25 protein-coding genes and 1 riboswitch are annotated in these 22,316 nt (G+C 66.8%); of the genes, 20 read left to right on the forward strand and 5 right to left on the reverse strand.

Features of this window, described 5'->3' with window-relative positions; all coding sequences use genetic code 11:
• Nucleotides 1-3 precede the first annotated feature (3 nt).
• The 6 genes from BMZ69_RS31560 to BMZ69_RS09095 all read left to right on the forward strand — a co-directional run bounded on the left by BMZ69_RS31560 (nucleotide 4) and on the right by BMZ69_RS09095 (nucleotide 5,529).
• Nucleotides 4-348, forward strand: a complete 345-nt coding sequence (locus BMZ69_RS31560; RefSeq protein ID WP_175506729.1) for a hypothetical protein — start codon at nucleotides 4-6, stop codon at nucleotides 346-348.
• The gene (locus BMZ69_RS09075) at nucleotides 345-965 is read left to right on the forward strand and encodes an urease subunit gamma (RefSeq protein WP_092156245.1); all 621 of its coding nucleotides are present in this window, start codon (nucleotides 345-347) and stop codon (nucleotides 963-965) included. The genes BMZ69_RS31560 and BMZ69_RS09075 overlap by 4 nt, the downstream gene beginning before the upstream one ends.
• A 120-nt stretch (nucleotides 966-1,085) precedes the next feature.
• Nucleotides 1,086-1,928 (forward strand): DUF1003 domain-containing protein, encoded by an 843-nt coding sequence (locus BMZ69_RS09080; RefSeq protein ID WP_092156246.1) that lies wholly within the window; start codon nucleotides 1,086-1,088, stop codon nucleotides 1,926-1,928.
• Nucleotides 1,921-2,508: an HD domain-containing protein gene (locus BMZ69_RS09085; protein WP_092156247.1), complete on the forward strand. Its 588-nt coding sequence runs from the start codon at nucleotides 1,921-1,923 to the stop codon at nucleotides 2,506-2,508. Before BMZ69_RS09080 ends, BMZ69_RS09085 begins: the two co-directional genes overlap by 8 nt.
• 12 nt (nucleotides 2,509-2,520) lie before the next feature.
• The gene (gene ureC / locus BMZ69_RS09090; protein ID WP_092156248.1) at nucleotides 2,521-4,257 is read left to right on the forward strand and encodes an urease subunit alpha; all 1,737 of its coding nucleotides are present in this window, start codon (nucleotides 2,521-2,523) and stop codon (nucleotides 4,255-4,257) included.
• A gap of 243 nt (nucleotides 4,258-4,500) precedes the next feature.
• Nucleotides 4,501-5,529, forward strand: coding sequence for an ABC transporter substrate-binding protein (locus BMZ69_RS09095; protein ID WP_244543288.1), 1,029 nt, complete (start codon nucleotides 4,501-4,503; stop codon nucleotides 5,527-5,529).
• A 191-nt stretch (nucleotides 5,530-5,720) separates the two neighbouring features.
• On the opposite strand, the gene BMZ69_RS09100 is transcribed toward BMZ69_RS09095, so the two are convergent.
• On the reverse strand, nucleotides 5,721-6,764 hold the full coding sequence (locus tag BMZ69_RS09100) for an amino acid ABC transporter substrate-binding protein (RefSeq protein WP_092156250.1): 1,044 nt from the start codon (nucleotides 6,762-6,764) through the stop codon (nucleotides 5,721-5,723).
• Between the two features lie 149 nt (nucleotides 6,765-6,913).
• Between BMZ69_RS09100 and BMZ69_RS09105 the strand changes: the two genes are divergently transcribed.
• The 6 genes from BMZ69_RS09105 (at nucleotide 6,914) to BMZ69_RS09130 (ending at nucleotide 10,408) form a co-directional block, all read left to right on the forward strand.
• Nucleotides 6,914-7,222: a putative quinol monooxygenase gene (locus tag BMZ69_RS09105; RefSeq protein ID WP_175506730.1), complete on the forward strand. Its 309-nt coding sequence runs from the start codon at nucleotides 6,914-6,916 to the stop codon at nucleotides 7,220-7,222.
• 17 nt (nucleotides 7,223-7,239) lie between these two features.
• Entirely contained in the window at nucleotides 7,240-7,917 is a 678-nt protein-coding gene (locus tag BMZ69_RS09110) for an urease accessory protein UreE (RefSeq protein WP_092156252.1), read from the forward strand.
• A 152-nt stretch (nucleotides 7,918-8,069) separates the two neighbouring features.
• Nucleotides 8,070-8,747, forward strand: coding sequence for an urease accessory protein UreF (locus BMZ69_RS09115; RefSeq protein ID WP_092156253.1), 678 nt, complete (start codon nucleotides 8,070-8,072; stop codon nucleotides 8,745-8,747).
• On the forward strand, nucleotides 8,744-9,187 hold the full coding sequence (locus tag BMZ69_RS09120) for a DUF3995 domain-containing protein (protein ID WP_092156254.1): 444 nt from the start codon (nucleotides 8,744-8,746) through the stop codon (nucleotides 9,185-9,187). The genes BMZ69_RS09115 and BMZ69_RS09120 overlap by 4 nt, the downstream gene beginning before the upstream one ends.
• A complete protein-coding gene (ureG, locus tag BMZ69_RS09125; protein WP_092156255.1) occupies nucleotides 9,184-9,816 on the forward strand; it encodes an urease accessory protein UreG in 633 nt (210 codons plus the stop codon). Before BMZ69_RS09120 ends, ureG begins: the two co-directional genes overlap by 4 nt.
• Before the next feature lie 10 nt (nucleotides 9,817-9,826).
• Entirely contained in the window at nucleotides 9,827-10,408 is a 582-nt protein-coding gene (locus BMZ69_RS09130) for a HupE/UreJ family protein (RefSeq protein ID WP_092156256.1), read from the forward strand.
• A gap of 55 nt (nucleotides 10,409-10,463) precedes the next feature.
• Here the strand turns inward: BMZ69_RS09130 and BMZ69_RS09135 are convergent, their stop codons facing one another.
• From BMZ69_RS09135 to BMZ69_RS09145, 3 genes are read right to left on the reverse strand one after another with little or no spacing between them, the layout of a single operon-like run.
• A complete protein-coding gene (locus BMZ69_RS09135) occupies nucleotides 10,464-11,102 on the reverse strand; it encodes a VOC family protein (RefSeq protein WP_092156257.1) in 639 nt (212 codons plus the stop codon).
• Between the two features lie 19 nt (nucleotides 11,103-11,121).
• Nucleotides 11,122-12,318, reverse strand: a complete 1,197-nt coding sequence (gene uxuA / locus BMZ69_RS09140; protein ID WP_092156258.1) for a mannonate dehydratase — start codon at nucleotides 12,316-12,318, stop codon at nucleotides 11,122-11,124.
• Between the two features lie 36 nt (nucleotides 12,319-12,354).
• A complete protein-coding gene (locus BMZ69_RS09145) occupies nucleotides 12,355-13,050 on the reverse strand; it encodes a GntR family transcriptional regulator (RefSeq protein WP_092156259.1) in 696 nt (231 codons plus the stop codon).
• Between the two features lie 163 nt (nucleotides 13,051-13,213).
• On the opposite strand from BMZ69_RS09145, the gene BMZ69_RS09150 reads away from it, so the two are divergent.
• The 8 genes from BMZ69_RS09150 to BMZ69_RS09185 all read left to right on the forward strand — a co-directional run bounded on the left by BMZ69_RS09150 (nucleotide 13,214) and on the right by BMZ69_RS09185 (nucleotide 21,371).
• The gene (locus BMZ69_RS09150; RefSeq protein ID WP_092156260.1) at nucleotides 13,214-14,404 is read left to right on the forward strand and encodes an ABC transporter substrate-binding protein; all 1,191 of its coding nucleotides are present in this window, start codon (nucleotides 13,214-13,216) and stop codon (nucleotides 14,402-14,404) included.
• 223 nt (nucleotides 14,405-14,627) lie between these two features.
• Entirely contained in the window at nucleotides 14,628-15,701 is a 1,074-nt protein-coding gene (locus BMZ69_RS09155; RefSeq protein ID WP_092156261.1) for an ABC transporter ATP-binding protein, read from the forward strand.
• Nucleotides 15,698-16,606, forward strand: a complete 909-nt coding sequence (locus BMZ69_RS09160; protein WP_092156262.1) for an ABC transporter permease — start codon at nucleotides 15,698-15,700, stop codon at nucleotides 16,604-16,606. The genes BMZ69_RS09155 and BMZ69_RS09160 overlap by 4 nt, the downstream gene beginning before the upstream one ends.
• A 4-nt stretch (nucleotides 16,607-16,610) precedes the next feature.
• Complete coding sequence (locus BMZ69_RS09165) at nucleotides 16,611-17,441, forward strand: ABC transporter permease (RefSeq protein WP_092156263.1); 831 nt, start codon at nucleotides 16,611-16,613, stop codon at nucleotides 17,439-17,441.
• A gap of 58 nt (nucleotides 17,442-17,499) precedes the next feature.
• Nucleotides 17,500-18,522 (forward strand): DNA topoisomerase IB, encoded by a 1,023-nt coding sequence (locus BMZ69_RS09170; RefSeq protein ID WP_092156264.1) that lies wholly within the window; start codon nucleotides 17,500-17,502, stop codon nucleotides 18,520-18,522.
• Between the two features lie 101 nt (nucleotides 18,523-18,623).
• A complete protein-coding gene (locus tag BMZ69_RS09175; protein ID WP_092156265.1) occupies nucleotides 18,624-19,769 on the forward strand; it encodes an amidohydrolase in 1,146 nt (381 codons plus the stop codon).
• A gap of 53 nt (nucleotides 19,770-19,822) precedes the next feature.
• Complete coding sequence (gene cobF, locus BMZ69_RS09180; protein WP_092156266.1) at nucleotides 19,823-20,584, forward strand: precorrin-6A synthase (deacetylating); 762 nt, start codon at nucleotides 19,823-19,825, stop codon at nucleotides 20,582-20,584.
• Between the two features lie 70 nt (nucleotides 20,585-20,654).
• Nucleotides 20,655-21,371, forward strand: a complete 717-nt coding sequence (locus tag BMZ69_RS09185) for a GntR family transcriptional regulator (RefSeq protein ID WP_092156267.1) — start codon at nucleotides 20,655-20,657, stop codon at nucleotides 21,369-21,371.
• Between the two features lie 46 nt (nucleotides 21,372-21,417).
• Here the strand turns inward: BMZ69_RS09185 and BMZ69_RS09190 are convergent, their stop codons facing one another.
• The gene (locus BMZ69_RS09190) at nucleotides 21,418-21,807 is read right to left on the reverse strand and encodes an iron chaperone (protein WP_092156268.1); all 390 of its coding nucleotides are present in this window, start codon (nucleotides 21,805-21,807) and stop codon (nucleotides 21,418-21,420) included.
• 218 nt (nucleotides 21,808-22,025) lie between these two features.
• A riboswitch (cobalamin riboswitch) is annotated at nucleotides 22,026-22,224 on the forward strand.
• Nucleotides 22,225-22,316: the final 92 nt, after the last annotated feature.

Genomic DNA, 22,316 nt, shown 5'->3' on the forward strand with positions numbered 1-22,316 from the left:
GTCATGCTGGCGATCCAGGGACTGAAATGCGTCTATGATACCGGCTCTCGCGGCTGGGCGATCGAGCTCGCGCTCAAGGGCGAGGGCGAGGAAGCCGTGCGCCGCTTCGATGTCGACGGCCCCGAGGATGCCGAGATGCTGATCGAGGCTTTCGACGAGTCGACCTCGAGCAGCTTCGACCCTGCGACCGGCGAGATCGTCTTCGCCTACGAGTACGCCACCCTCGACGACGAAGACGAGGATGAGGACGAGACCGACGACGAGGCGGACGAGGACGAGGACGCCGAAGTCGCGGAGGACGATGAAGACGAAACCGCCGAAGACGAGGATGAGAAGGTCAAGGCATGAATCTGACGCCGCGCGAGAAGGACAAGCTGATCATCGCCATGGCTGCCATGGTGGCGAGGCGAAGACTTGAGCGCGGCGTCAAGCTCAACCATCCCGAAGCCGTCGCGCTGATCACCGACTTCGTGGTCGAGGGCGCGCGCGACGGCAAATCCGTCGCCGAATTGATGGAGGCCGGCGCCCACGTCCTCGCCGCCGATCAGGTCATGGACGGCATCGCCGAGATGCTTCACGACGTCCAGGTCGAGGCGACCTTTCCTGATGGCACCAAGCTCGTCACCGTCCATGAGCCGATCCGCGGCTCCAAGGGCAGGCTGAAGCCGGGCGAGGTCACGACGCTGCCGGGCGATCTCATCCTCAACGAAGGCCGCGAGAGCCTGGCGCTCACCGTCTCCAACACCGGCGACAGGCCGATCCAGGTCGGCTCGCACTATCATTTCTTCGAGGCCAACCCGGCGCTCGCCTTCGAGCGCGAGAGGGCACGCGGCTTCCGGCTCGATATCCCCGCCGGCACTGCCGTGCGCTTCGAGCCCGGCCAGACCCGGGAGGTCAGGCTGGTCGCGCTCGCCGGCAAGCGCGAGGTCTATGGCTTCCGCCAGGAGATCATGGGCAAGCTCTGAAGCGAGCCCAGAGATCGCATTTGCGACGAGATTCCGCTTCAGCGTCGTGAGCGCAGTGTCGCCGGCTTCCGCCCGCCGTTGACAGCTGGCATGCTCGAACCATCCTCAGGCCAGGCCGCGATGCAAGACGACGCTGTTCTCCCGTCTCTCCCGACGCTCGAAACCGGCAAAGCCAAGCGCGGCGTCTGCGCCATCAGCGGCGCAGAGCTCAGCCGCAAGAGCCTGATTGCGCTGGGCACGCTGCGGCCCTCGCTCGTCGAGCACATCAGGCGCGACTTTCCCGATCTCGACGATCACAGCCTGATCAGCCTCAAGGAGCTGGCGCGCTACCGCACCCGCTATGTCGAGGAGATCCTGCGCGAGGAGCACGGCGAATACACCGATCTCGACCGCGAGGTCGCAGAAAGCATCGCCCGGCAGGAGACCATCGCCGAGAATGTCGAGGACGATTTCGAGGAACATCGCACCCTCGGCGAGCGCCTCTCCGACGGGCTCGCCAGCTTCGGCGGCTCCTGGGCCTTCCTGATCAGCTTCGGCGTGGTGCTGTTCGGCTGGATGGCGCTCAACATCGCGATGGCGGCGAGCGCCTTCGACCCCTACCCCTTCATCCTGCTCAATCTCGTCCTGTCCTGCATCGCCGCGATCCAGGCGCCGATCATCATGATGAGCCAGAAACGGCAGGAGGCGAAGGACCGGCTGCGCTCCTTCAACGACTACCAGGTCAACCTCAAGGCCGAGCTCGAGGTCCGGCACCTGCACGAGAAGATCGACCATCTGATCACCCGGCAATGGCAGCGCCTCGCCGAGATCCAGCAGGTCCAGCTCGAAATGCTGCAGGAGGCGCAGCTACCCCGTCAAAAGCTGAAGCGGCGCAAGAAGCCGGCAGCGAAGAAGAAGGCGGCGGTTGCGGCAGACACAGGGGCTGAGGGAAGCGAGCCTTCGGGAGGGCGCTCCGATGCGTGAGTATGATCGTGTCCTGCGCGACCAGGTCGCGCTGGTGACGCATGCGGCCGGCTTTGCCGCACGCGTCCACGCCGGCCAGACGCGCAAGGGCGAAAGCAGCCCTGCCTTCATCCTGCATCTCGCCGAGGTCGCCGATCTCCTCGCCAAGGCACTGGAGGAGCCCGATGCCGAGCTCGTCGCGGCCGCCTGGCTGCATGACGCCGTCGAGAAGACGAAAATCACCAGTGACGAGATCGAGAGCGTCTTCGGCCCGCGAGTTGCATCGCTCGTCGCCGAAGTCAGCGACGACAAGAGTCTGCCGGAGGCGGAGCGGCACCGCATGCAGATCGAGACAATCGGCGAGAAGAGCGAGGCGGCCCGCCTGCTGCGGCTCGCCGACAAGATCAGCGGCCTGCGCGAGCTGGCCGAGGACCCGCCGGCTGGATGGGATACGACGCGTCGTCGTGACTGGCTGCAGTACGCGACCGATGTCGCCGCCGGCTGCCGCGGCCTCAACGGCGCTCTAGACCTGCTGTTCGATCAGGCCGCTGCCGCGGCTGCCAAGAGTATTGACGAAAGTCCGGCCCCTGGAGCCGGTTGACGAGGATAGCCCATGCCCTTCGCCTTTCCGCGCAATGCCTACGCCGCGATGTTCGGCCCGACCACCGGCGACACGGTCCGCCTCGGCGACACCGAGCTCGTCATCAAGGTGGAGAAGGACTTCACCACCTATGGCGAGGAGGTGAAGTTCGGCGGCGGCAAGGTCATTCGCGACGGCATGGGCCAGAGCCAGGTCAGGAACGCCGACGGCGCGGTCGACACCGTCATCACCAATGCGCTGATCCTCGACCACTGGGGCATCGTCAAGGCGGATATCGGTATCCGGGCCGGCCGCATCTGCGCCATCGGCAAGGCCGGCAATCCCGACATCCAGGCGGGCTTTGGCAATTTCGCCCCCGAGGAGACGATCATCGTCGGCCCTGGCACCGAGGTCATCGCCGGTGAGGGCAAGATCGTCACCGCCGGCGGCTTCGACAGCCATATCCATTATATCTGCCCGCAGCAGATCGAGGATGCGCTGATGAGCGGGCTGACCACCATGCTCGGCGGCGGCACCGGCCCGGCCCATGGCACGCTGGCGACGACCTGCACGCCCGGCCCCTGGCATCTCGGCCAGATGATCAGGGCGGCCGACGCCTTCCCGATGAACCTCGCCTTCGCCGGCAAGGGCAATGCCGCGCTGCCCGGCGCGCTCACCGAGATGATCGAGGCCGGCGCCTGCGCGCTCAAGCTGCACGAGGACTGGGGCACGACGCCGGGCGCGATCGACAATTGCCTCTCGGTTGCCGACGAATACGACATCCAGGTGATGATCCACACCGACACGCTGAACGAGTCGGGTTTCGTCGAGGACACGGTCGCCGCCTTCAAGGGCCGCACCATCCACGCCTTCCATACCGAAGGGGCGGGCGGCGGCCATGCGCCCGATATCATGAAGGTCGCCGGGCTGCCCAACGTGCTGCCGTCCTCGACCAATCCCACCCGGCCGTTCACGGTCAACACGCTCGACGAGCATCTGGACATGCTGATGGTCTGCCATCATCTGTCGCCGTCGATCCCGGAGGATCTCGCCTTCGCCGAAAGCCGCATCCGCAAGGAGACGATCGCCGCCGAGGACATCCTGCACGATCTCGGCGCGCTCTCGATGATGTCCTCCGACAGCCAAGCCATGGGCCGCATCGGCGAGGTGATCACCCGGACCTGGCAGACCGCCCACAAGATGAAGGTCCAGCGCGGCCCGCTGCCGCAGGATGCCGGCACCGGAGCCGACAATTTCCGCGCCAAGCGCTATGTCGCGAAATACACGATCAACCCGGCGATCGCGCACGGCATTTCCCGCCATATCGGCTCGGTCGAGGTCGGCAAGCTCGCCGATCTCGTCGTCTGGTCGCCGGCCTTCTTCGGCGCCAAACCCGATCTCGTCGTCAAGGGCGGCTCGATCGCCGCTGCGCCGATGGGCGATCCCAACGCCTCGATCCCGACGCCGCAGCCGGTGCATTACCGGCCGATGTTCGGCGCCTTCGGCAAGGCGGTGACGGCGACCTCCCTGGTCTTCGTTTCGCAGGCCGCCATGGCGAACGGCCTCAAGGGCCGGCTCGGCACCGACAAGGAGATGGTCGCGGTCGAGAACACCCGCGGCGGCATCTCCAAGAAGAGCATGATCCACAACGACGCGACGCCGGACATCCAGATCGATCCGGAGACCTATGCGGTGGTGGCGGACGGCGAGCTCTTGGTCTGCGAGCCCGCCAAGGAGCTGCCGCTGGCGCAGCGTTATTTCCTGTTCTGAGCGGAGTCCCCACCCCTCGGCCCTCATCCTGAGGAGCAGCCGGAGGCTGCGTCTCGAAGGATGTTCCAGTGCGCTCTGGAGCATCCTTCGAGACGCCGCTACGCGGCTCCTCAGGATGAGGGCTGTGTCTCGGCCGCATGCGGAAAGCCGCAGCGGAGCGGCGGCTCGGCGTGTAAGGTTGACAGGCGGAAGCACCTCCTTTCCTGTGTCGGCTAATAAAATCGGCCGTCCAGGGAGGTTACCTTGCTTCGTTTTTCTCGCGCCGCCATGCTCGTTGGTGTCGCTTTTGCCGCTCTCGCGACACCCGCTGCGGCGCAAGGCCAGGTTACCGTCTACTGCTCGATCCTGGAGGAGCAGTGCCGCGAGGGCGCCTCGATCTTCGAAAAGGCAACCGGCATCAAGGTCCAGATGGTGCGCAAGTCGACCGGCGAGGTCTACGCGCAGGTCAAGGCTGAGGCGACCAATCCGCGCGGCGACGTCTGGTGGGGCGGGCCGGGCGAGCCGCATCTTCAGGCCGCCGACGAGGGCCTGCTCGACGAGTACAAGTCGCCGAAGCTGGCCGAGCTGCATGATTGGGCCCGGCGCCATGCCGAGCAGTCGAAGTTCCGTACCTCGGGCATCTATCTCGGCGCGCTCGGCATCGGCTACAATCTCGAGACCCTGAAGGCCAAAAAGCTCGCCGAGCCGAAATGCTGGGCCGATCTGCTCGATCCAAAGTTCAAGGACGAGGTTCAGGTCGCCGATCCCAGCTCGTCGGGCACGGCCTATGTCTTCCTGGCGACGACCGTCCAGCGCCTCGGCGAGGAGAAGGGCTTCGAATTCCTCAAGAGCCTGCACAAGAACATCAGCCAGTACACCAAGTCCGGCATCGCCCCGGTCAAGGCGACGGCGCTCGGCGAGACGGCGGTCGGCATCGCCTTCATGCACGACATGCTGACGCAGAAGCTGCAGGGCGCGCCGATCGGCATCGTCGCCCCCTGCGAGGGCACCGGCTATGAGACCGGCTCGGTCTCGGTGATCAAGGGCGGCAAGAACCCGGAGGCGGCCCGCAAATTCGTCGACTTCACGCTCTCCCCGGAGGCGCAGGACATCAACGCGAAGCTCAAGATCAACTCGATCCCCTCGAACAGGAATTCCAAGCTCTCGCCCGACGCGCCGAAATTCGAGGAGATCAAGCTGATCGACTACGACACCCTGCGCTGGGGCAGCCCGGCCGAGCGCTCGCGCCTGCTGAAGAAGTTCGACGACGAGGTGAAGGCGCTGCCGCGCTGAGGGGCCGCGGGTTTAGCGCTTGCTGGCTCGCACGAAACGACGGTCGTCATCTGGGCGAGCGAAGCTCGTCCCGGGATCCATCGTAGGGCTCCGGCCCCCCTACGATGGATCCCGGAGCTGCGCGGCTTCGCCGCTTGTCCAGGATGACGCGGGATTCCGAGTCAAATCGGCGTGCTGCTGGGCGCCTGAGATCACCGCACCGGCGGGGCGTATTGCAGGCCGCCCTGCGTCCACAGCCGGTTCATGCCGCGCGGCAGGTTGAGCGGCGACTTGGCGCCGAGATGCCGGTCGAAGCTCTCGCCGTAATTGCCCACCGCCTTGACGATCCGCACCACCCAGTCGTTGGTCAGGCCGAGGCTCTCGCCGAACTTGCCCTCGGCGCCGAGCAGGCGCTTGATCTCGGGATTAGCCGATTTCACCATCTCCTCGACATTGGCCTGCGTGATGCCGAATTCCTCGGCGTTCAGCATGGCGTAGACGGTCCAGCGCACGATATCGAACCAGCCATCGTCGCCCTGACGGACCCAGGGGCCGAGCGGCTCCTTCGAGATCATCTCGGGCAGCAGGTCGTGCTCGGCCGGAGCCTTGAGCTTCATCCGGTTCGCCGCCAGCTGCGATAAATCGGTGGTGTAGGCGTCGCAGCGCCCGGCCTCATAGGCCTGGATCGTCTCGTCGAGGCCGGCATAGGCGATGACCTCGTATTTCATGCCGTTGTTGCGGAAATAATCGGCGAGGTTCAGCTCGGTCGTGGTGCCCTGCGCGACGCAGATCGAGGCGCCGTTGAGCGCCTTGAGCTCCTTCACGCCCGTGCTCTTGCGCACCAGGAAGCCCTGGCCGTCGAAATAGTTGATAGCGGTGAAGTTGAGGCCGAAGCCGGCGTCGCGGCCGAGCGTCCAGGTCGTGGTGCGCGACAATACGTCGATCTCGCCGCTCTGCAGCACCGTCAGCCGGTCCTTCGAGGCCAGCGAGATGTACTTCGCCTTCTCCTGATCGTTGAAGATCGCCGCGGCCAGCGCCCGGCACAGATCGGTGTCGAAGCCGCGCCATTGTCCCTGCGCATCCGGCAGCGAGAAGCCGGCGACACCCTGGCTGGTGCCGCAGATGAGATGGCCGCGCTGCTTGATCCGCTCCAGCGTCGTCTGCGCCTGGGCGGCCAGCGGAAGCGCCGCAGCGAGGCAGAGGCCGGCCAACGCGCTGCCGAAATTGCGGGCGCGCCGTGCTGAAATTCTGAGCATGAGATTCCCCTGATTATTGGCCTGTCGATCTAACAGCGCCGGCGTCGAGCGAGCCAGAAGTATTTATGCGGCTAATCGATTCCGTGCTGCATCCAGAGACGCGTCTCCCGCGTATCGGATCGGCCTGCAGCTGTGGAGACCCGTCCGGCATGTCCGATCCCGTCCTCGTTATCGCCCGTGCCAGGGTTCTTCCCGCCGAGCGCGAACGCTTCATCGCGGCGGCGCGCGATTGCATTGCGGCAACACGACGCGAGCAGGGCTGCCTCGGCTACGACATCTGTGAAAATCTCATCGACCCCGGCCATTTCGTCAGCGTCGAGAGCTGGGAGAAGCGCGCCGACGTCGACCGGCACATGCAGCAGGCTCACCTCAAGGCTTTTCTCGCCATCGCTAGGACTTGCGTCAGCGCCGCTCCGGTGATCGAAGTGGTGGAACCGCGATCGGTCGATCGCCTCTGATCCACACGGGTTTCGTCATGCAGCGTGCCATCTCCGTCGTCCGCAAGGCCGCGGTCAAGCAGGACCGGGTCGTCGAGACCCTCACCCTCGACCATGAGGACCGCAACCGCCGCCGCGTCGCGCTGAAGGGCGATGGCGGGCAGGACATCCTGCTCGACCTCGACAAGCCGACCGCGCTGAACGACGGCGATGCGGTCAAGCTTGAGGACGGCTCGCTCGTCCTGATCAAGGCGGCGGCGCAGAAGCTGATCGAGATCACCGCCGAGAACCCGCTGCGGCTGGCGCGTGTCGCCTGGCATATCGGCAATCGCCACACCCCGGCCGAGATCACCGCGAACGCGATCTATATCGAGCACGACCATGTGCTGGCCGAGATGGTTCGCGGTCAGGGCTGCGCGATGGCCGATGTCGAGCGGCCGTTCCAGCCCGAGCGCGGCGCCTACGACCATGATCACGCCAATTGCGGCCATGATCACCACGGCCATGATCATCACGGGCATGAGCACGGCCACGACCATGGTCATTCCCATGCCGGCCACGACCATGATCACAAGCATGCGCACGAGCACGCCCACGGCGCCGCCTGCGGCTGCGGCCATGATCACCACCATCATCATGACGACCACGGCCACAAGCATGACCATGGCCATCACGGCCACGAGCACAGTCACAAGGGCCACAAGCACGACCACTGAATAATGACCTGTCGTTCAGCCGCAGCCCTCATCCTGAGGAGCCGCGCAGCGGCGTCTCGAAGGATGCTTCAGAGGGCGCTGGAGCATCCTTCGAGACGCGATCTGCGATCACTCCTCGGGATGAGGGCTGACGATACTGCCGAGCGATCGCCATGACCGGGGCGCTGCTGCCCCTGATGGTCTGGCTCTCGCCGGCCTTTCCGGTCGGCGGCTTCGCCTATTCGCACGGGCTGGAATGGGCCTTCGAGACCGGCGATCTCACCGATGCCGAGGGGCTTGCCGACTGGCTCGATGCCCTCGTCGAGCACGGCGCGCTCCGCAACGACCTCATCCTCTTCGCCACCTCCTGGCGCGCGAGCGGCGAGGAGGACGGCAAGGCGTTGTGCGAGGTCGCGGAGCTGGCCCTCGCTCTGGCGAACTCGGCCGAGCGCCGGCTGGAGACGGTGACGCAGGGCAACGCCTTCGTCGCGGCGATCGCTGCTTCCTGGCCCTGCGCGTCGATCGACAGGCTGCGCGCCGCCTGGCCCGGCGACGTCGCCTATCCGGTTGCGGTCGGCGCCGCCGCCAGCGGCCACGGCCTGCCGTTGGCATCTTCGCTCGAGGCTTTCGCGCTCGCCTTCGTCGCCAATCTCGTCTCGGCCGCGGTCCGCCTCGGCATCGTCGGCCAGACCGACGGGCAGAAGGTCATCGCCCGGCTGACGCCGGTTTTGCGCGAGGCGGCCGTTCGGGCCGAGGCCATGGCGCTCGACGATCTCGGCGCCTGCGTTTTCCGCTCCGATCTCGCCTCGTTGCGGCACGAAACCCAGTATTCGCGGCTCTTCCGCTCATGACCACGGCCATCGCCATCGCACTGGCCTTGCTTCTTGCGGTCATCGCAGGCCTGCACGCCTATTGGGGCAGGGGCGGCCTTTGGCCGGCGGCGAGCGAGGATGAGCTGATCGCGACCGTCATCGGCAATGCCCGCGCGAAACGCATGCCGTCGCCCGGCCTGTGCCTGCTGGTCGCGCTGGCCATCGCGTTGACCGCCATGTGGCCGCTGCTTTTGGCGCGCATGGCCGGCCCGGCCGCCTTGCGTCCGCTGCTTCAACTCGGCGGCTTTGCGATCATGGCGGTGTTCTTGCTTCGTGGCGTCGCCGGCTTCCTGCCGGCCTGGCGGCGACTGCATCCGCGCGAGCCTTTCGCCAGTTATGACCGCCGCTATTATTCGCCGCTCTGCCTGCTGATCGCCGCGGGCTATGCGGTTCTGCTCCTGCAAGGACCTGATCGATGACCCGTTCTCCCCATGGCCCGCTGCGCGTCGGCATCGGCGGCCCGGTCGGCTCCGGCAAGACCGCGCTGATGGAGGCGCTGTGCAAGCGCATGCGCGACCGCTACGAGATCTGCGCCATCACCAACGACATCTACACCAAGGAGGATGCCCGCATCCTCACCGTCTCCGGTGCTCTGCCGGAGGAGCGGATCATGGGCGTCGAGACCGGCGGCTGCCCGCATACCGCGATCCGCGAGGACTGCTCGATCAACCTCGCCGCCGTCGCGGAGATGCGCGGCAAGTTCCCGACGCTCGACCTGATCCTGATCGAATCCGGCGGCGACAACCTCGCCGCCACCTTCTCGCCCGAGCTCGCCGACCTGACGATCTATGTGATCGATGTCGCCGCCGGCGAGAAGATCCCGCGCAAGGGCGGGCCGGGCATCACCCGCTCCGACCTGCTCGTCATCAACAAGACCGACCTCGCCCCGCATGTCGGCGCGGATCTTGCTGTGATGGACAAGGACTCGAAGACCATGCGCGGCAGGCGCCCCTATGCCTTCACCAATACGCGGGCAGGGGAGGGCGTCGACCTGGTCGTCGATTTCATCGAGACCGCCGGCGGGCTCAAGGCGCCGGTCCTGAGCTGAGGACGATTTCATGACGACGATGCGCGCGACGGGACCCTTCGCCATGCTGCTGACCCTCGCTTCGGCCCCCGCCTTCGCCCATACCGGCGCCGGGCCGGTCGATGGCTTTGTCCACGGCCTGATGCATCCGCTGACCGGGCTCGACCATGTGCTGGCCATGGTCGCGGTCGGCCTCTGGGCCGGGCTGGTCGGCGGCAAGGCGCGCATCGCCTATCCAGCCGCGTTCGTCGGCACCATGGCGCTGGCCGGCGCCTGGGGCATGGCCGGCGGCGAGTTGCCGGGCGTGGAGATCGGCATCGCCTTCTCGGTGATCATCCTCGGCGCCGCGGTCGCGCTGAAGGCCTCGCCGCCGTTGATCGCCGGAACCCTCGCTTGCGGCATCCTCGCCATCTTCCACGGCTTCGCCCACGGCGCGGAACTGCCGGAGAACGCCAGCGGCCTCGCCTATGCCGTGGGCTTCATGCTCGCGACGGCGGTACTCCATATCATCGGCATCGTCCTGGCCGGGGTGGTCGCCGTTCGCGCACCGCTCTTTGCCCGCGTCGCCGGCGGCGGGCTGGTCCTGGCCGGTCTTGCGATCCTCGCCGGGTGACGCGAGCGTCTCGGCATGTGACGGGGAGCAGCCCAGCGCGCATCGGATTGGCCCTTCAGGACAGCTCCCTCATGCCGGCCGGCGTCTCGATCTGCGCGCGATAGCACAGCGCGCTGCCGCGCGCGATCGTTGGCGGACGATCGATGTCGAGTGTTCGGTAGAGCTCGGCGATCGCGTCCGCGTCGGGATGGCTCAGGCTGAACGATCGCAAACGGGCGCCGAGATCGGCCATCGTCGCCATCGAGCGCGGCTTGCCGCGCCGGTCGATGAGCGATGGAGCCGCGCCGCCGAGCGGAAGCGAGCCGTCCTCCGGAATGGCGAAGTCGAACAGCGGCTCGGCCCAGGGCAGGGCGACTGTCCTGCCGAAGACATGTTCGCGACCGGCGATGACCACGTCGAGCGCGTCGGTCCGCGCCACCCAGCCACGCAGGCGGCGGCCGGCATCCCAATCCGCCCGGACCTGCCGCTGATCGTCCAGGCCGAACCAGCGCGGGCAGGGCGGTGTATCGCCTTGTGGATCGAGGGCGACGATTTCGAGATAGGTCGTGTCGCCAAGCTGAAGCAGGTGGTTGTGCGTGCCCATGTAGAGGTGGCGCTGCCCGAACGGAACGTCGAGGTCGAGGCATGCCCGCACATGCGCGACCCCCTCGGCCAGCGTCGGGGCGATGACCGTCAGATGGTCGAGCGTGAGCATCGTAGCCGCGCCGCCTCCCTCAGCTCGCATACCCCTTCACGCTCGACAGCGCCGTCATCACCCCGCGCAATTCCGCCAGGCCGCGCAGGCGGCCGACCGCCGGATAGCCCGGGAACGAGCCCTTCTTGGCGTCGTCGAGCAGTTCGTGGCCGTGGTCGGGGCGCATCGGGATGCGCCAGTGCTTCCAGCCGGCAGCCTTGCGCCGGGTCTGCTCGGCCATCAGCGCGTCGACCAGCGCGACCATGTCGGTGTCGCCGCCGAGATGCTCGGCCTCCATGAACGAGCCGTCCGGATCCTTGGCGACATTGCGCAGATGCGCGAACCAGATCTTGTCGGCGAAGCGGCGCGCGATTGCCGGCACGTCGTTCTTCGGATTGGCGCCGAGCGAGCCCGAGCAGAGCGTGAGCCCGTTCGAGGGTGAGTCGACCGCGCCCAGGATGAAGGCGATGTCGTCCTCGGTCGAGCAGATGCGCGGCAGGCCGAACAGCGGCCGCGGCGGGTCGTCCGGATGGATGCACATGCGGATGCCGACCTCTTCGGCGGTCGGGATCACCGCTTCGAGGAAACGCTTGAGATTGGCGCGCAGACCGTCATGGCTCATATCGGCATAGCGGGCGAGGATGCGCTTCAGCCCCGGCACGTCGTAGCGGTCATAGGCGCCGGGCAGCCCGGCCATGATGTTGGCCATCAGCTTGGCACGATCGGTCTCGGATGAGTGCTCGAACCAGGCCTTGGCCTTGTCCATCACCTCGGCGGAATGGCCCTCGTCGGCGCCCGGCCGCTGCAGCATGAAATGGTCGACGACGACATATTCGTGCAGGTTGAAGCGCAGCGCCGTGCCGCCGCCGGGCAAAGGCTGGGCGAGGTCGGTGCGGGTCCAGTCCAGCACCGGCATGAAATTGTAGCAGACCACCTCGATGCCGCAGGCGGCGAGATTGCGCAGCGACCGGCGATAATTGGCGAAGATCGTCTCGAGGTCGCCTTCGCCGATCTTGACGTCCTCGTGGATCGGCAGGCTCTCGACCACCGCCCAGCGCAGGCCGAGGCTCTTGTCGGCCTCGATGATCGCCTTGCGCTTCTCGATCTCCTCGACCTCCCAGACCACGCCATAGGGAATCTGGTGCAGCGCGTTGACGATGCCGCGCGCGCCCGCCTGCCGGGCCTGTGCGAGCGTCACCACATCGTCCGGGCCGAACCAGCGCCAGGTCTGTTCCATCGTCGTCTGTCCTCTTGGGGCGGGCCGATAGGCCTTTTATGTGGGTTTGCTTAGCCCGCCGCTCGCGGCGAAGGCGTCGACATGGTCACGTGCGATCGTCTCGATCGCGTCGAAGACGGTGCGCAGATGCGCACGCATGGTGCGCTCGGCCCGGGCCTCATCGCCCGCGCTGACGGCCTGCGCGATCTCGCGATGTTCGCCCAGGATCATCTCGGACCAGCCGCCGGTGTCGAGCGACAGGCAGCGGACCCGGTCGAGCTGGGCCTTGACGCTCTCGATCAGTCCCCAGACCGAAGGGTGGCCGGAGAGCCGCGCCAGTTCGGCATGGAACTCCTCGTCGCCGCGAAAGAAGCCGGCCCGGTCACCATCGGCGAGCGCCTGCTCCTGCGTTCGGATCAGAGCGGCGAGGGCGGTTCGCCCGGCCTCGTCGATGTTCTTCGCTGCCAGTGCGACCGTGCGGCATTCCAGCGTCTCACGCACGAACTGGCTGTCATAGACGGCGGCGAGATCGATCGGCGCGACGAAGGTGCCGACCTGCGGCACGACGACGAGGAAGCCGTCTTCGACCAGCCGCTTGAAGGATTCGCGCACCGGCGTGCGGCTGACGCCGAACTGCAGCGCCATGCGGGCTTCCGAGATCGACTCGCCCGGACGCAGTACCGCGTTCAGGATGTCGCCGCGCAGCGCCCGGTAGATCTGGTCGGTGCTCTGTCTCGCTGCGGCGATGCCCATTGCCAAGCTCTTGTTCACTAGTATACTAGGATACCGGCCCAAACGGAGGCGTCAACTCCGAAAGCGGCCAATTCAGTAAGCGCCGGTGCTAAAAGTGCTGCAAGAGCGCGCTTTTCACGGGCTGGGGAAACAGCAGGCGGTGCAACCGCCGGGAGGGGAGAACATGGCTCAAGACACCATCCATCGCCGCACATTCCTCGGCGGCGTCGCTGGCATGGCCGGTATCGCGGCCGCGCCCGGCGTCTTCGCCCAGGGGCTCAAGCTGCCGAGCTCGCCGGTCGCCCTGTCGATCGTCGACGTCGCCGGCAATCTGGCGCTGACCCAGAAGGCGTTCGAGAACTATCGCAAGGCCAAGCCGAACCTGGTCTCGCGCATCACCTTCACCAAGGCGCCCGCGCCCGAACTGCCCGGCAAGATCAAGGCACAGCAAGCGGCGAACCGGGTCGACATCGACATGGTGCTGACCGGCACTGACGCGCTCTCGGCCGGGGTCGAGCAGGGCCTGTGGATTCCGCTGCTGCCGCAACAGGCCGGCGCGCTGCCCAAGCTCGGCGAGATCTATCTCGACGGCGCCAACAAGATGCAGGGCCTGGCGAGCGGGCAGGGCGTGGTCGTGACCTACTACCCCTCAGGGCCGCTGCTTGAATACATGCCGGACAAGGTCAAGACCGTGCCGACGACGGCGCAGGAGCTGCTCGACTATACCAAGCAGAACAAGAACCGCTTCTTCTATGCCCGCCCGGCCAATTCCGGCCCCGGCCGCACCTTCATGATGGGCCTGCCCTATATCCTCGGCGACAGCGACCCCAAGGATCCGGTCAAGGGCTGGGACAAGACCTGGGCCTATCTCAAGGCGCTCGGCGAGAACGTCGAATACTACCCCGCCGGTACCGGCGCCGTGATGAAGGAGCTCGGCGAGGGCTCGCGCGACATGACGGTCACCACCACCGGCTGGGACATCAACCCGCGCGTCCTCGGCGTTGTGCCGAAGGAGGCGAAGGTCGGCGCGATCAAGGGCTTCCACTGGGTCACCGATGCGCACTACATGTGCGTCCCCAAGGGCATCGGGGACGACAAGCTCGCCGTCCTGCTCGACCTGATGAGCTTCATGCTCACCAAGGAGCAGCAGGCCTACACCTATGACGAGGGCTATTTCTATCCCGGCCCGGCGGTGAAGGGCGTCACGCTCGACATGGCCCCGGAGGAGAGCCAGAAGGCGATCAAGGAGTTCGGCCGGCCCGAATACGAGAAGCTGATCGCCGAGGCGCCTCTGGAGACCCCGCTCGACCCCGACAAGATGGTCGTCGCCTTCCGCATGTGGGACGAGCAGGTCGGCGGCGCCAAGCGCAAGTAATGCAAGCGACCCTCGAACGCTTCCCTGTTCGAGGGCCTGCCAATCAGCGCGGGTCGTCCCGGGCGACCGCAGGGACACCCGGGACCCATTCCTGAGCCTTTCCGATAGAGGCTCTGGCATGGATCCCGGATCTGCGCTTCGCTCCGTCCGGGATGACCAACCTTTTCCAATATCGGCCGCAACCTCCGGCCGACGCCCATCCGTTCGAACCCGATGGTCCTTCATGTCGATACATGCCGCGAATTTCCGTGAACTCAGGCTCGACCGGCTCTGCCGCGACTTTGGTACGCATAACGCCGTCAAGGATGTCTCGCTGACAATCAGGCAGGGCGAGTTCATCGCGCTGCTCGGCCCCTCCGGCTGCGGCAAGTCGACGACGCTGAACCTGATCGCCGGCCTGCTGCCGGCGACCGGCGGCGGCATCTGGCTCGACGAGAAGCGCATCGACCCGCTCCGTCCGGAGGAACGCGGCTTCGGCATGGTCTTCCAGAGCTATGCGCTCTTCCCGCATATGAGCGTCAAGAAGAATATCGGCTTCGGCTTGAAGATGCGCGGCATGCCGAAGGCCGAGAGCGAGCAGCGCATCGCCGACGCCGTCGCCCTGGTCCGCCTGCAGGGCCAGGAGGAGAAGCTGCCCGGCCAGCTCTCCGGCGGCCAGCAGCAGCGCGTCGCCATCGCCCGCGCCATCGCGGTGCAGCCGCCCCTCGTGCTGATGGACGAGCCGCTTTCCAATCTCGACGCGAAGCTGCGTCTCGAGATGCGCGCCGAGATCAGGCGCATCCACAATACGCTCGGTGCCACCACCATCTATGTCACCCACGATCAGGAGGAGGCGCTCTCGCTCGCCGACCGCATCGTGGTGATGCGCGATGGCGAGATCCGCCAGGTCGGCGGGCCGGAGGACCTGTTTTCGCGGCCGGACCATCTCGACGTCGCCGAATTCATGGGCTTCCGCAACAAGGTCGCCGGCCGCGTCGCCTCCGTCGCCGGCGAGCAGGCGACGGTCACCGTCGGCGAGGTCGGCGTCGCCGGGCGCGTGAGATCGACGGTTGCGGCCGGGCAGGGCGCCCATATCTCGATCCGGCCCGAGGACCTGCACCCGGTGGCGGATGATACTCCGGGGCTCAAGGCCAAGGTGGTCTCGACCGAATTCCATGGCCGCGAATTCGTCGGCTTCGCCCGGATGGCGGACGACACGCCACTGACCTTTCTGGCGGAGAGCCGCATCGCGCCCGGCACCGAGATCCGCCTCGCCGCGGCTCCCGATCGCGTCCTCGTTTTCGGAGAGGGCGCATGAGCATCGTGTCTGGCACGGCGCCCGGCACCGCCGAGATCCCGTTCAAGCAGCGCCTCGCCGCGCGCGGCCTCGACGGGCTGACGCTGCTCGTCCTGCCGGCGGTGTTCTTCCTGCTGGCGCTGTTCATCTACCCGTTCTTCTACGGGCTGTTCCTCTCGTTCAATCCCAAGGCCGGCGGCGCGCTGGCGAACTATCAGCGCTTCTTCTCGGATTCCTTCCTCTACGGCACGATCGCGACGACGCTCTGGCTCGCCATGCCGGTGACGATCGTGACGCTGCTGCTGGCGATCCCGATCGCCTTTCGCGTCAGGCTGATGAAGAACCAGCGCCTGCTCACCACCATACTGGTCATTCCGATCACGCTCGGCACCGTGCTGGTCGCCGAAGGGCTCCTGAACTATCTCGGCCCCCAGGGCTGGTTCAACCGGACGCTGATGACGTTCGGCATCATCTCTTCGCCGGTGAAGCTGCTGCACAATTACTGGGGCGTGATGCTCTCGCTGGTCATCACCGGCTTCCCCTTCACCTTCCTTTTGACGCTGTCCTATCTCTCCGGCATCGACCCGGCGCTAGAGCAGGCCGGGGCGACGCTCGGCGCCGGGCCCTGGGAGCGCTTCAAGCACATTCTCTTCCCGCTGCTGCTGCCCGGCCTCGCCATCACCTTCTGCCTCAGCTTCGTCCAGGCCTTCTCGGTCTTCCCCTCGGCGGTGCTGCTCGGCGCTCCGGCGGGGCCGACGCGCGTCATCTCGATTGCCGCCTACCAGGCCGCGTTCGAGGAATACGACTACTCGATGGCTTCGGCCGTCGCGATGATCATGGGCATGGTCCAGCTCGCCATCGTCGTCGCGGTGCTGGGCCTGCGCGGGATGCTCTATCGCGGCCCGGCCGGCGGCGGGAAGGGCTGATCCTATGGTCAAGGACACCCGCCTTTCGACCAAGCTCTGGGCCGCGGCCAACTGGACGCTGATCGGCTTCTTCATCGTCAACCTGTTCGGCATGATCGCCGCGGTGGTGACGAGCTCTTTCTCGACGCGCTGGTTGCGCTCCTGGCTGCCCGATGGCTGGACGACGCGCTGGTATGGCGCCGCCTGGGCCGAGTTCCAGCTCGGCGACGTGCTGACGGTCACCTTCCAGATCGTCTTCCTCGTCGTCTTCCTCTCGGGGCTGATCGGCGTGCCGGCCGCCTATGCGCTGGCGCGGCGCGACTTCCCCGGCAAGAAGCTGGTGATGCTGCTCTTCCTGCTGCCGCTCTTGGTGCCGCCGATCACCTTCGGCATCCCGCTCGCGACAGTGCTCTACCGCACCGGGCTCGCCGGCTCGATGTCGGGCGTGGTGCTCGCCAATCTCGTCCCGACCGTGCCCTTCGTCATCCTGGTGATGATCCCCTTCATCGAGCAGATCGACACCAAGATCGAGGCGGCGGCGCGCGTCTTCGGCGCCAACACCTTCAAGCTCTTCATCCATGTCCTGCTGCCGCTGCTGATGCCCGGCATCCTCGCCGCGCTGCTGCTGGTCCTGGTCCGCACGATCGCGATGTTCGAGCTGACCTTCCTCACGGCCGGCCCGACCAGCCAGACGCTGGTGGTCGCGCTCTACTACGCGGTCTTCGCCGCCGGCGTGCGCGCCGTGCAGTCGATCGACGCCATGGCGGTGATCTACATGGTGACGACGCTGGTCTGGCTCATCATCGCGCTGCGCTTCGTCAACCCGACGCAGATCGTGGCGCGGGCGAAGCGATAGGGAACCTCCCGCCACTTCCCGCATTCCTCCGCAGCCGGTCGAGCTGCGGAGGCGCTGAATGGTCACGAAGGGCAGAGAAGGCGCCAAGACGAGCCAGGGCCGCCTGCGCCGCGCGACCATCGACGATCTCACCATCCGCCGCGTCAGGGTCGGCCGCAATTTTGGCTATCGCGACGTCGATGGCGGCAAGATCACCGACGAGGAGACGCTGGCCCGCATCCGTTCTTTGGCGATCCCGCCGGCCTATGAGGATGTGCTGATCGCCGCCGATCCGCGCGCCCATCTTCAGGCCGCCGGTCGCGACGACGCCGGTCGCATCCAGCATCGCTACCATCCCGATTGGGAGAAGGTGCGCGAACGCCGCAAGCTCAAGCGCTTAGGCCGCCTGATCGATGCGCTGCCGAAGCTGCGCGAGCGCATCGCCAACGATCTCAAGGACCGCACGCTCTCGCGAAGCAAAGCGCTCGCCTGCGCCGCCGCGATCATCGACCGTTGCCATATCCGCGTCGGCAACGAGGTCTATGCCCGCACCAATGGCAGCCATGGCGCCTCGACCCTGCTCAAGCGCCATGTCGACGTCAGCGGCAAGCACGTCGGGCTCGCCTTCCGCGGCAAGGGCGGCAAGGACATCGTCTGCGGACGTGACGACGCCCCGCTGGCGCGCGCCCTGCTGCGGCTGAAGACACTGCCCGGCAAACGCATGTTCCAGTACCGCGCCGAGGACGGTTCGGTCGCGGTGATCAACGCCGGCGACATCAACGCCTATCTCAAGGAGGCGGCAGGCTTGCCTATTTCGAGCAAGGACCTGCGCATGCTCGCCGCCAATGCCGCGGCCGCCGAGCTTTTGCTCTCGACCGAGATCGCCGCCAGCGAGCGCGGCCGCAAGCGCCAGCTCGCCGACATCATGCGCGCCATCGCCGAGCGGCTGGTCAACACGCCGGCCGTGGTCCGCAAGAGCTATGTCCACGCGATCGTCGTCGACGCCTATGCCAGCGGCCGGCTCAGCCGCGCCTATCGCAAAGCGCGCGGGCGCGGCGGTTGCTCGCGGATCGAGCGAGCCTTGGGGATGCTGGCGGCGTGAGCGGGATGCATGACCGTCTGCTTGGGTCGGGTGGCGATAGGGGTTGAACCCACCGCCGCGCTGGTGATGCTCGGAGCAAATCACCCGAGGAAGCGCCAGGCATGTTTCTCACCAATTCCGACATGGTCGAGCTGATCGAGCTGCGTCACGCTCTCCACCGCGCTCCCGAGATTTCTGGCGAGGAGCGCGAGACGGCGAAGGCTATCGTGGGCTTCCTCGCGCCGAGCGCGCCCGACCGCCTCGTCACCGAGCTCGGCGGCCATGGCGTCGCGGCGATCTATGAAGGCGCCGAGCCCGGCCCGACCGTGCTGGTCCGCTGCGAGCTAGACGCTTTGCCGATCGAGGACCTGTCCGGCGTACCGCATTCCTCGCAGGTGCCGGGCAAGGGCCATCTCTGCGGCCATGACGGCCATATGGCGACCGTCGCGGCGCTATCGCGCGGGCTCGGCCGGCAGCGGCCGCGGCGCGGGCGCGCCATCCTGCTGTTCCAGCCGGCGGAGGAGACCGGGGCGGGCGCCGCCGCCGTAACTGCCGATCCGAAATTCAAGGAGATCGCGCCCGATTTCTCCTTCTCGCTGCACAACAAGCCCGGCCTGCCGCTTGGCGCGGTCAGGATTTCGGAAGGGCCGGCCAATTGCGCCTCGCGCGGTCTCAAGATCGTGCTGACCGGCCACACCTCGCATGCGGCGACGCCGGAACACGCGGTCTCGCCGATGAAGGCGCTGGCCAGGCTGATGCCGGAGCTGACAGCGCTCGGCCCGGGCGGCGCGCTCGAGGGCAATTATCGCCTCGTTACCGTCACTCATGCCACCATGGGTGAGCCGGCCTTCGGCATCACGCCCGGCCGCGCCGAGCTCTGGGCGACGTTGCGCACGCTCAACGATTCCCTGATGGGCTCGCTCTGCGCCGAGGCCGAGGCGCTGGTGCGCGAAGCGGCCTCCGCCGGCGGGCTCTCCGTTTCGATGGACTATCACGACGTCTTCCATCATTGCGAAAACCATCCCGAAGCGGTGGCGCATCTGCGCCAGGCCTGCGACGAGGAGGGCATCGCGCGCGGCGAGACGCCGCCGCAGCGCGGCTCCGAGGATTTCGGCCTGTTCGGCCGCTCCTCAAAATCGGCGATGTTCCTGCTCGGCTCTGGCGAGAATACCCCGCCGCTGCACAATCCCGACTACGACTTCCCCGACGCAATCATCGCGCCCGGTGCCCGCGTCTTCATGCGCACGATCCGCAATCTGCTGGGTTAGCCGTCGCCTGCTCCTGCGTGCTATGCGGCGCCTCGAACACAGCAGAGGTGCCCATGCGCAGGATCAGGATCATCGGCATCGGCGCCGGCAATCCCGAGCACGTCACGATCCAGGCGGTGCGGGCGCTGAACAGCGTCGACGTCGTCTTCGTGCCGGACAAGGGCGCCGAGAAGGGCGCCCTGCGCGAGCTGCGCGAGGAGATCTGCCGGCGCTATATCGAGCATGGCAACTGGCGCACCGTGCCGCTGACGGTGCCCAAGCGTGCCGAAGCGGGGAACGATTATCGCGGCAGCGTCGATGATTGGCATGCGGCGCTGGCCGAGAGCTATGAGCGCCTGTTCCGCGACGAGCTCGGCGAGGACCAGACCGGCGCGCTGCTGGTCTGGGGCGATCCCTCGCTCTACGACAGCACGCTGCGCATTATCGAGGCCGTGCGCACCCGCGGGCTGGAATTCGACTACGACGTCATCCCCGGCATCACCTCCGTCCAGGCGTTGGCTGCGGCGCACCGGCTGGTGCTGAACCGGATCGGCGAGCCCGTCACCATCACCACCGGCCGCAGGCTCGCCGAGGGTGGCTTCCGCGACGAGGCCGGCAGCACCGTGGTGATGCTCGACGGTGAGCAGGCCTTCGCCAAGATCGACCCCGTCGGCCTCGACATCTGGTGGGGCGCCTATCTCGGCGCGCCGCAGGAGGTCCTGGCCTCCGGCCCGCTCGCCGAAATCTCGGACGAGATCGTCCGCAGGCGCGAGGCGGCCCGTGCCGAGAATGGCTGGATCATGGACACCTATCTGCTGCGCCGGCCGGACGGCTGACCTGCGGCGTTTGCCGTTAGGCCACCATACCGGTATCATGTCGGAACGGCTGGCCGAGGGAGTTTCGCTCATGGACGTCCAGCTCCGCCTTCGCGACCCGATCGCGCCGCAGCTCGTCGCGGCCCTGCGCCAGGCGATCATCGCCAGCGAGCTGCGGCCCGGTGAGGCGCTGTCGGAGAAGGAGATCGCCGGCCGCTTCGGCGTCAGCCGCCAGCCGGTGCGCGAGGCCTTCATCAAGCTCTCCGAGGCCGGGCTGGTGCAGATCCTGCCGAGCCGCGGCACCTATGTCATGAAGATCTCGCTGCGCGAGGTCGCCAATGCCCGCTTCGTGCGCGAGGCCGTGGAATGCGCGCTGGCACGGGCTGCGAGCAAGCTGATCGATCCGAATGGCGTCGCGCTGCTGCGCCGCCTCATCGCCGAACAGAGCGCGGCGGCCGGGCGGAGCGACTACACCCGCTTCACCGTGCTGGACGAGGCCTTCCACCAGGCGATCGCCGAGATCGTCGATTGCGACTATGCCGGCAAGGTGGTCGAGAGCGCCCGCGCCCAGACCGACCGGGTACGCTATCTCTCGCTGCCCGGCACATCGCCGATCCCGCTGCTGATCACCCAGCACAACGCCATCGTCGACGCGATCGAGACCGGCGATGCCGACACGGCCGCGACTGCCATGCGCATCCATCTGCGCGAGATCCTGAACGCGCTGCCTCGCATCGCCGCCGAGCATCCGGAGCTGTTCGAGGACGAGGAGATGCCGGCCCATACCAAGGCGCTGCGTCAGCGATAGCTCGCTTCCCCGCCGCGATTTGCCGCCTTGCGGCCAGACGCGGCCGTCACGCCTTGCCGCGCTTCTTGCCGGCTTGCTCGAGATTGTGCTTGGCGTGGAGCGCCGCCATTTTTTCGATGAGCTCGATCGGAAGCGGCTCCTTCTTCGGCAGTTTCAGCGCCGATTTCGTCTTGGCGTAGCGCGCGAGCTCGTCGCTGAACGCCTCGAAGGACGGGATCGGCGGCGGACAGGCGAGCGAGTAGTGGTCCTTGTGGGCCGAGACATAGAAGATCCAGCCGCCATTCTGGCGAAAGGCCGGGATCTGGTAGCTGATGACGCCTTCGGCCCCCGGGGCAGCTCGCCTGATCGCGTCGCATATGGCCTGTACGCCGGTCCTGTTCTCCTCGCTCAGGCTGGCGAGATAATCGTCGATCGTCTTGAAGTCGGTCAGGGCCATCGCATGCTCCTCGGTCGGACACGCTTGCGTTGCAGTATCGATGCGTCGCTCGAGCTTCGCACGAACAGCCCCGTCAGGCGTCGCTTGTAGGGAATCCCACCACCATCGTTGAGTGGCGGGAACGGGATCGTGCTGGAGCGCGCAGCATTGATCCCCGTTCTTCACAGACACTCGGCTAACGGCATCACGACCTATTGACAGGTGGAGTCTCTTTGCCACTAAATCTGGTGGTCGATGGTCTCTCGAATCGCAAGATCGAGAGCTAAGAGGGAAGCCGGTGCGAAGCCGGCGCTGCCCCCGCAACTGTCAGCGGTGAGTTCGCGTCCATGTAAGTCACTGAGGCTGCAAGGCCTTGGGAAGACGGGCACGAGCGACGACCCGCGAGCCAGGAGACCTGCCGCGACGCTGGTTTTTCGTCCTCGGGCGGGGTGTCCCGGTGGTGCGCTTGGCAGGTCGCGGCCTTGGGTTGCCGCGCGCCTTCTCGACGCAACCGCTTTGGCCTTTGCCCC

Origin of the sequence: Allobosea sp. CRIB-10 (genome assembly GCF_900112185.1) — a bacterium.
In the GTDB taxonomy this organism is placed as follows: Bacteria; Pseudomonadota; Alphaproteobacteria; order Rhizobiales; family Beijerinckiaceae; genus Allobosea.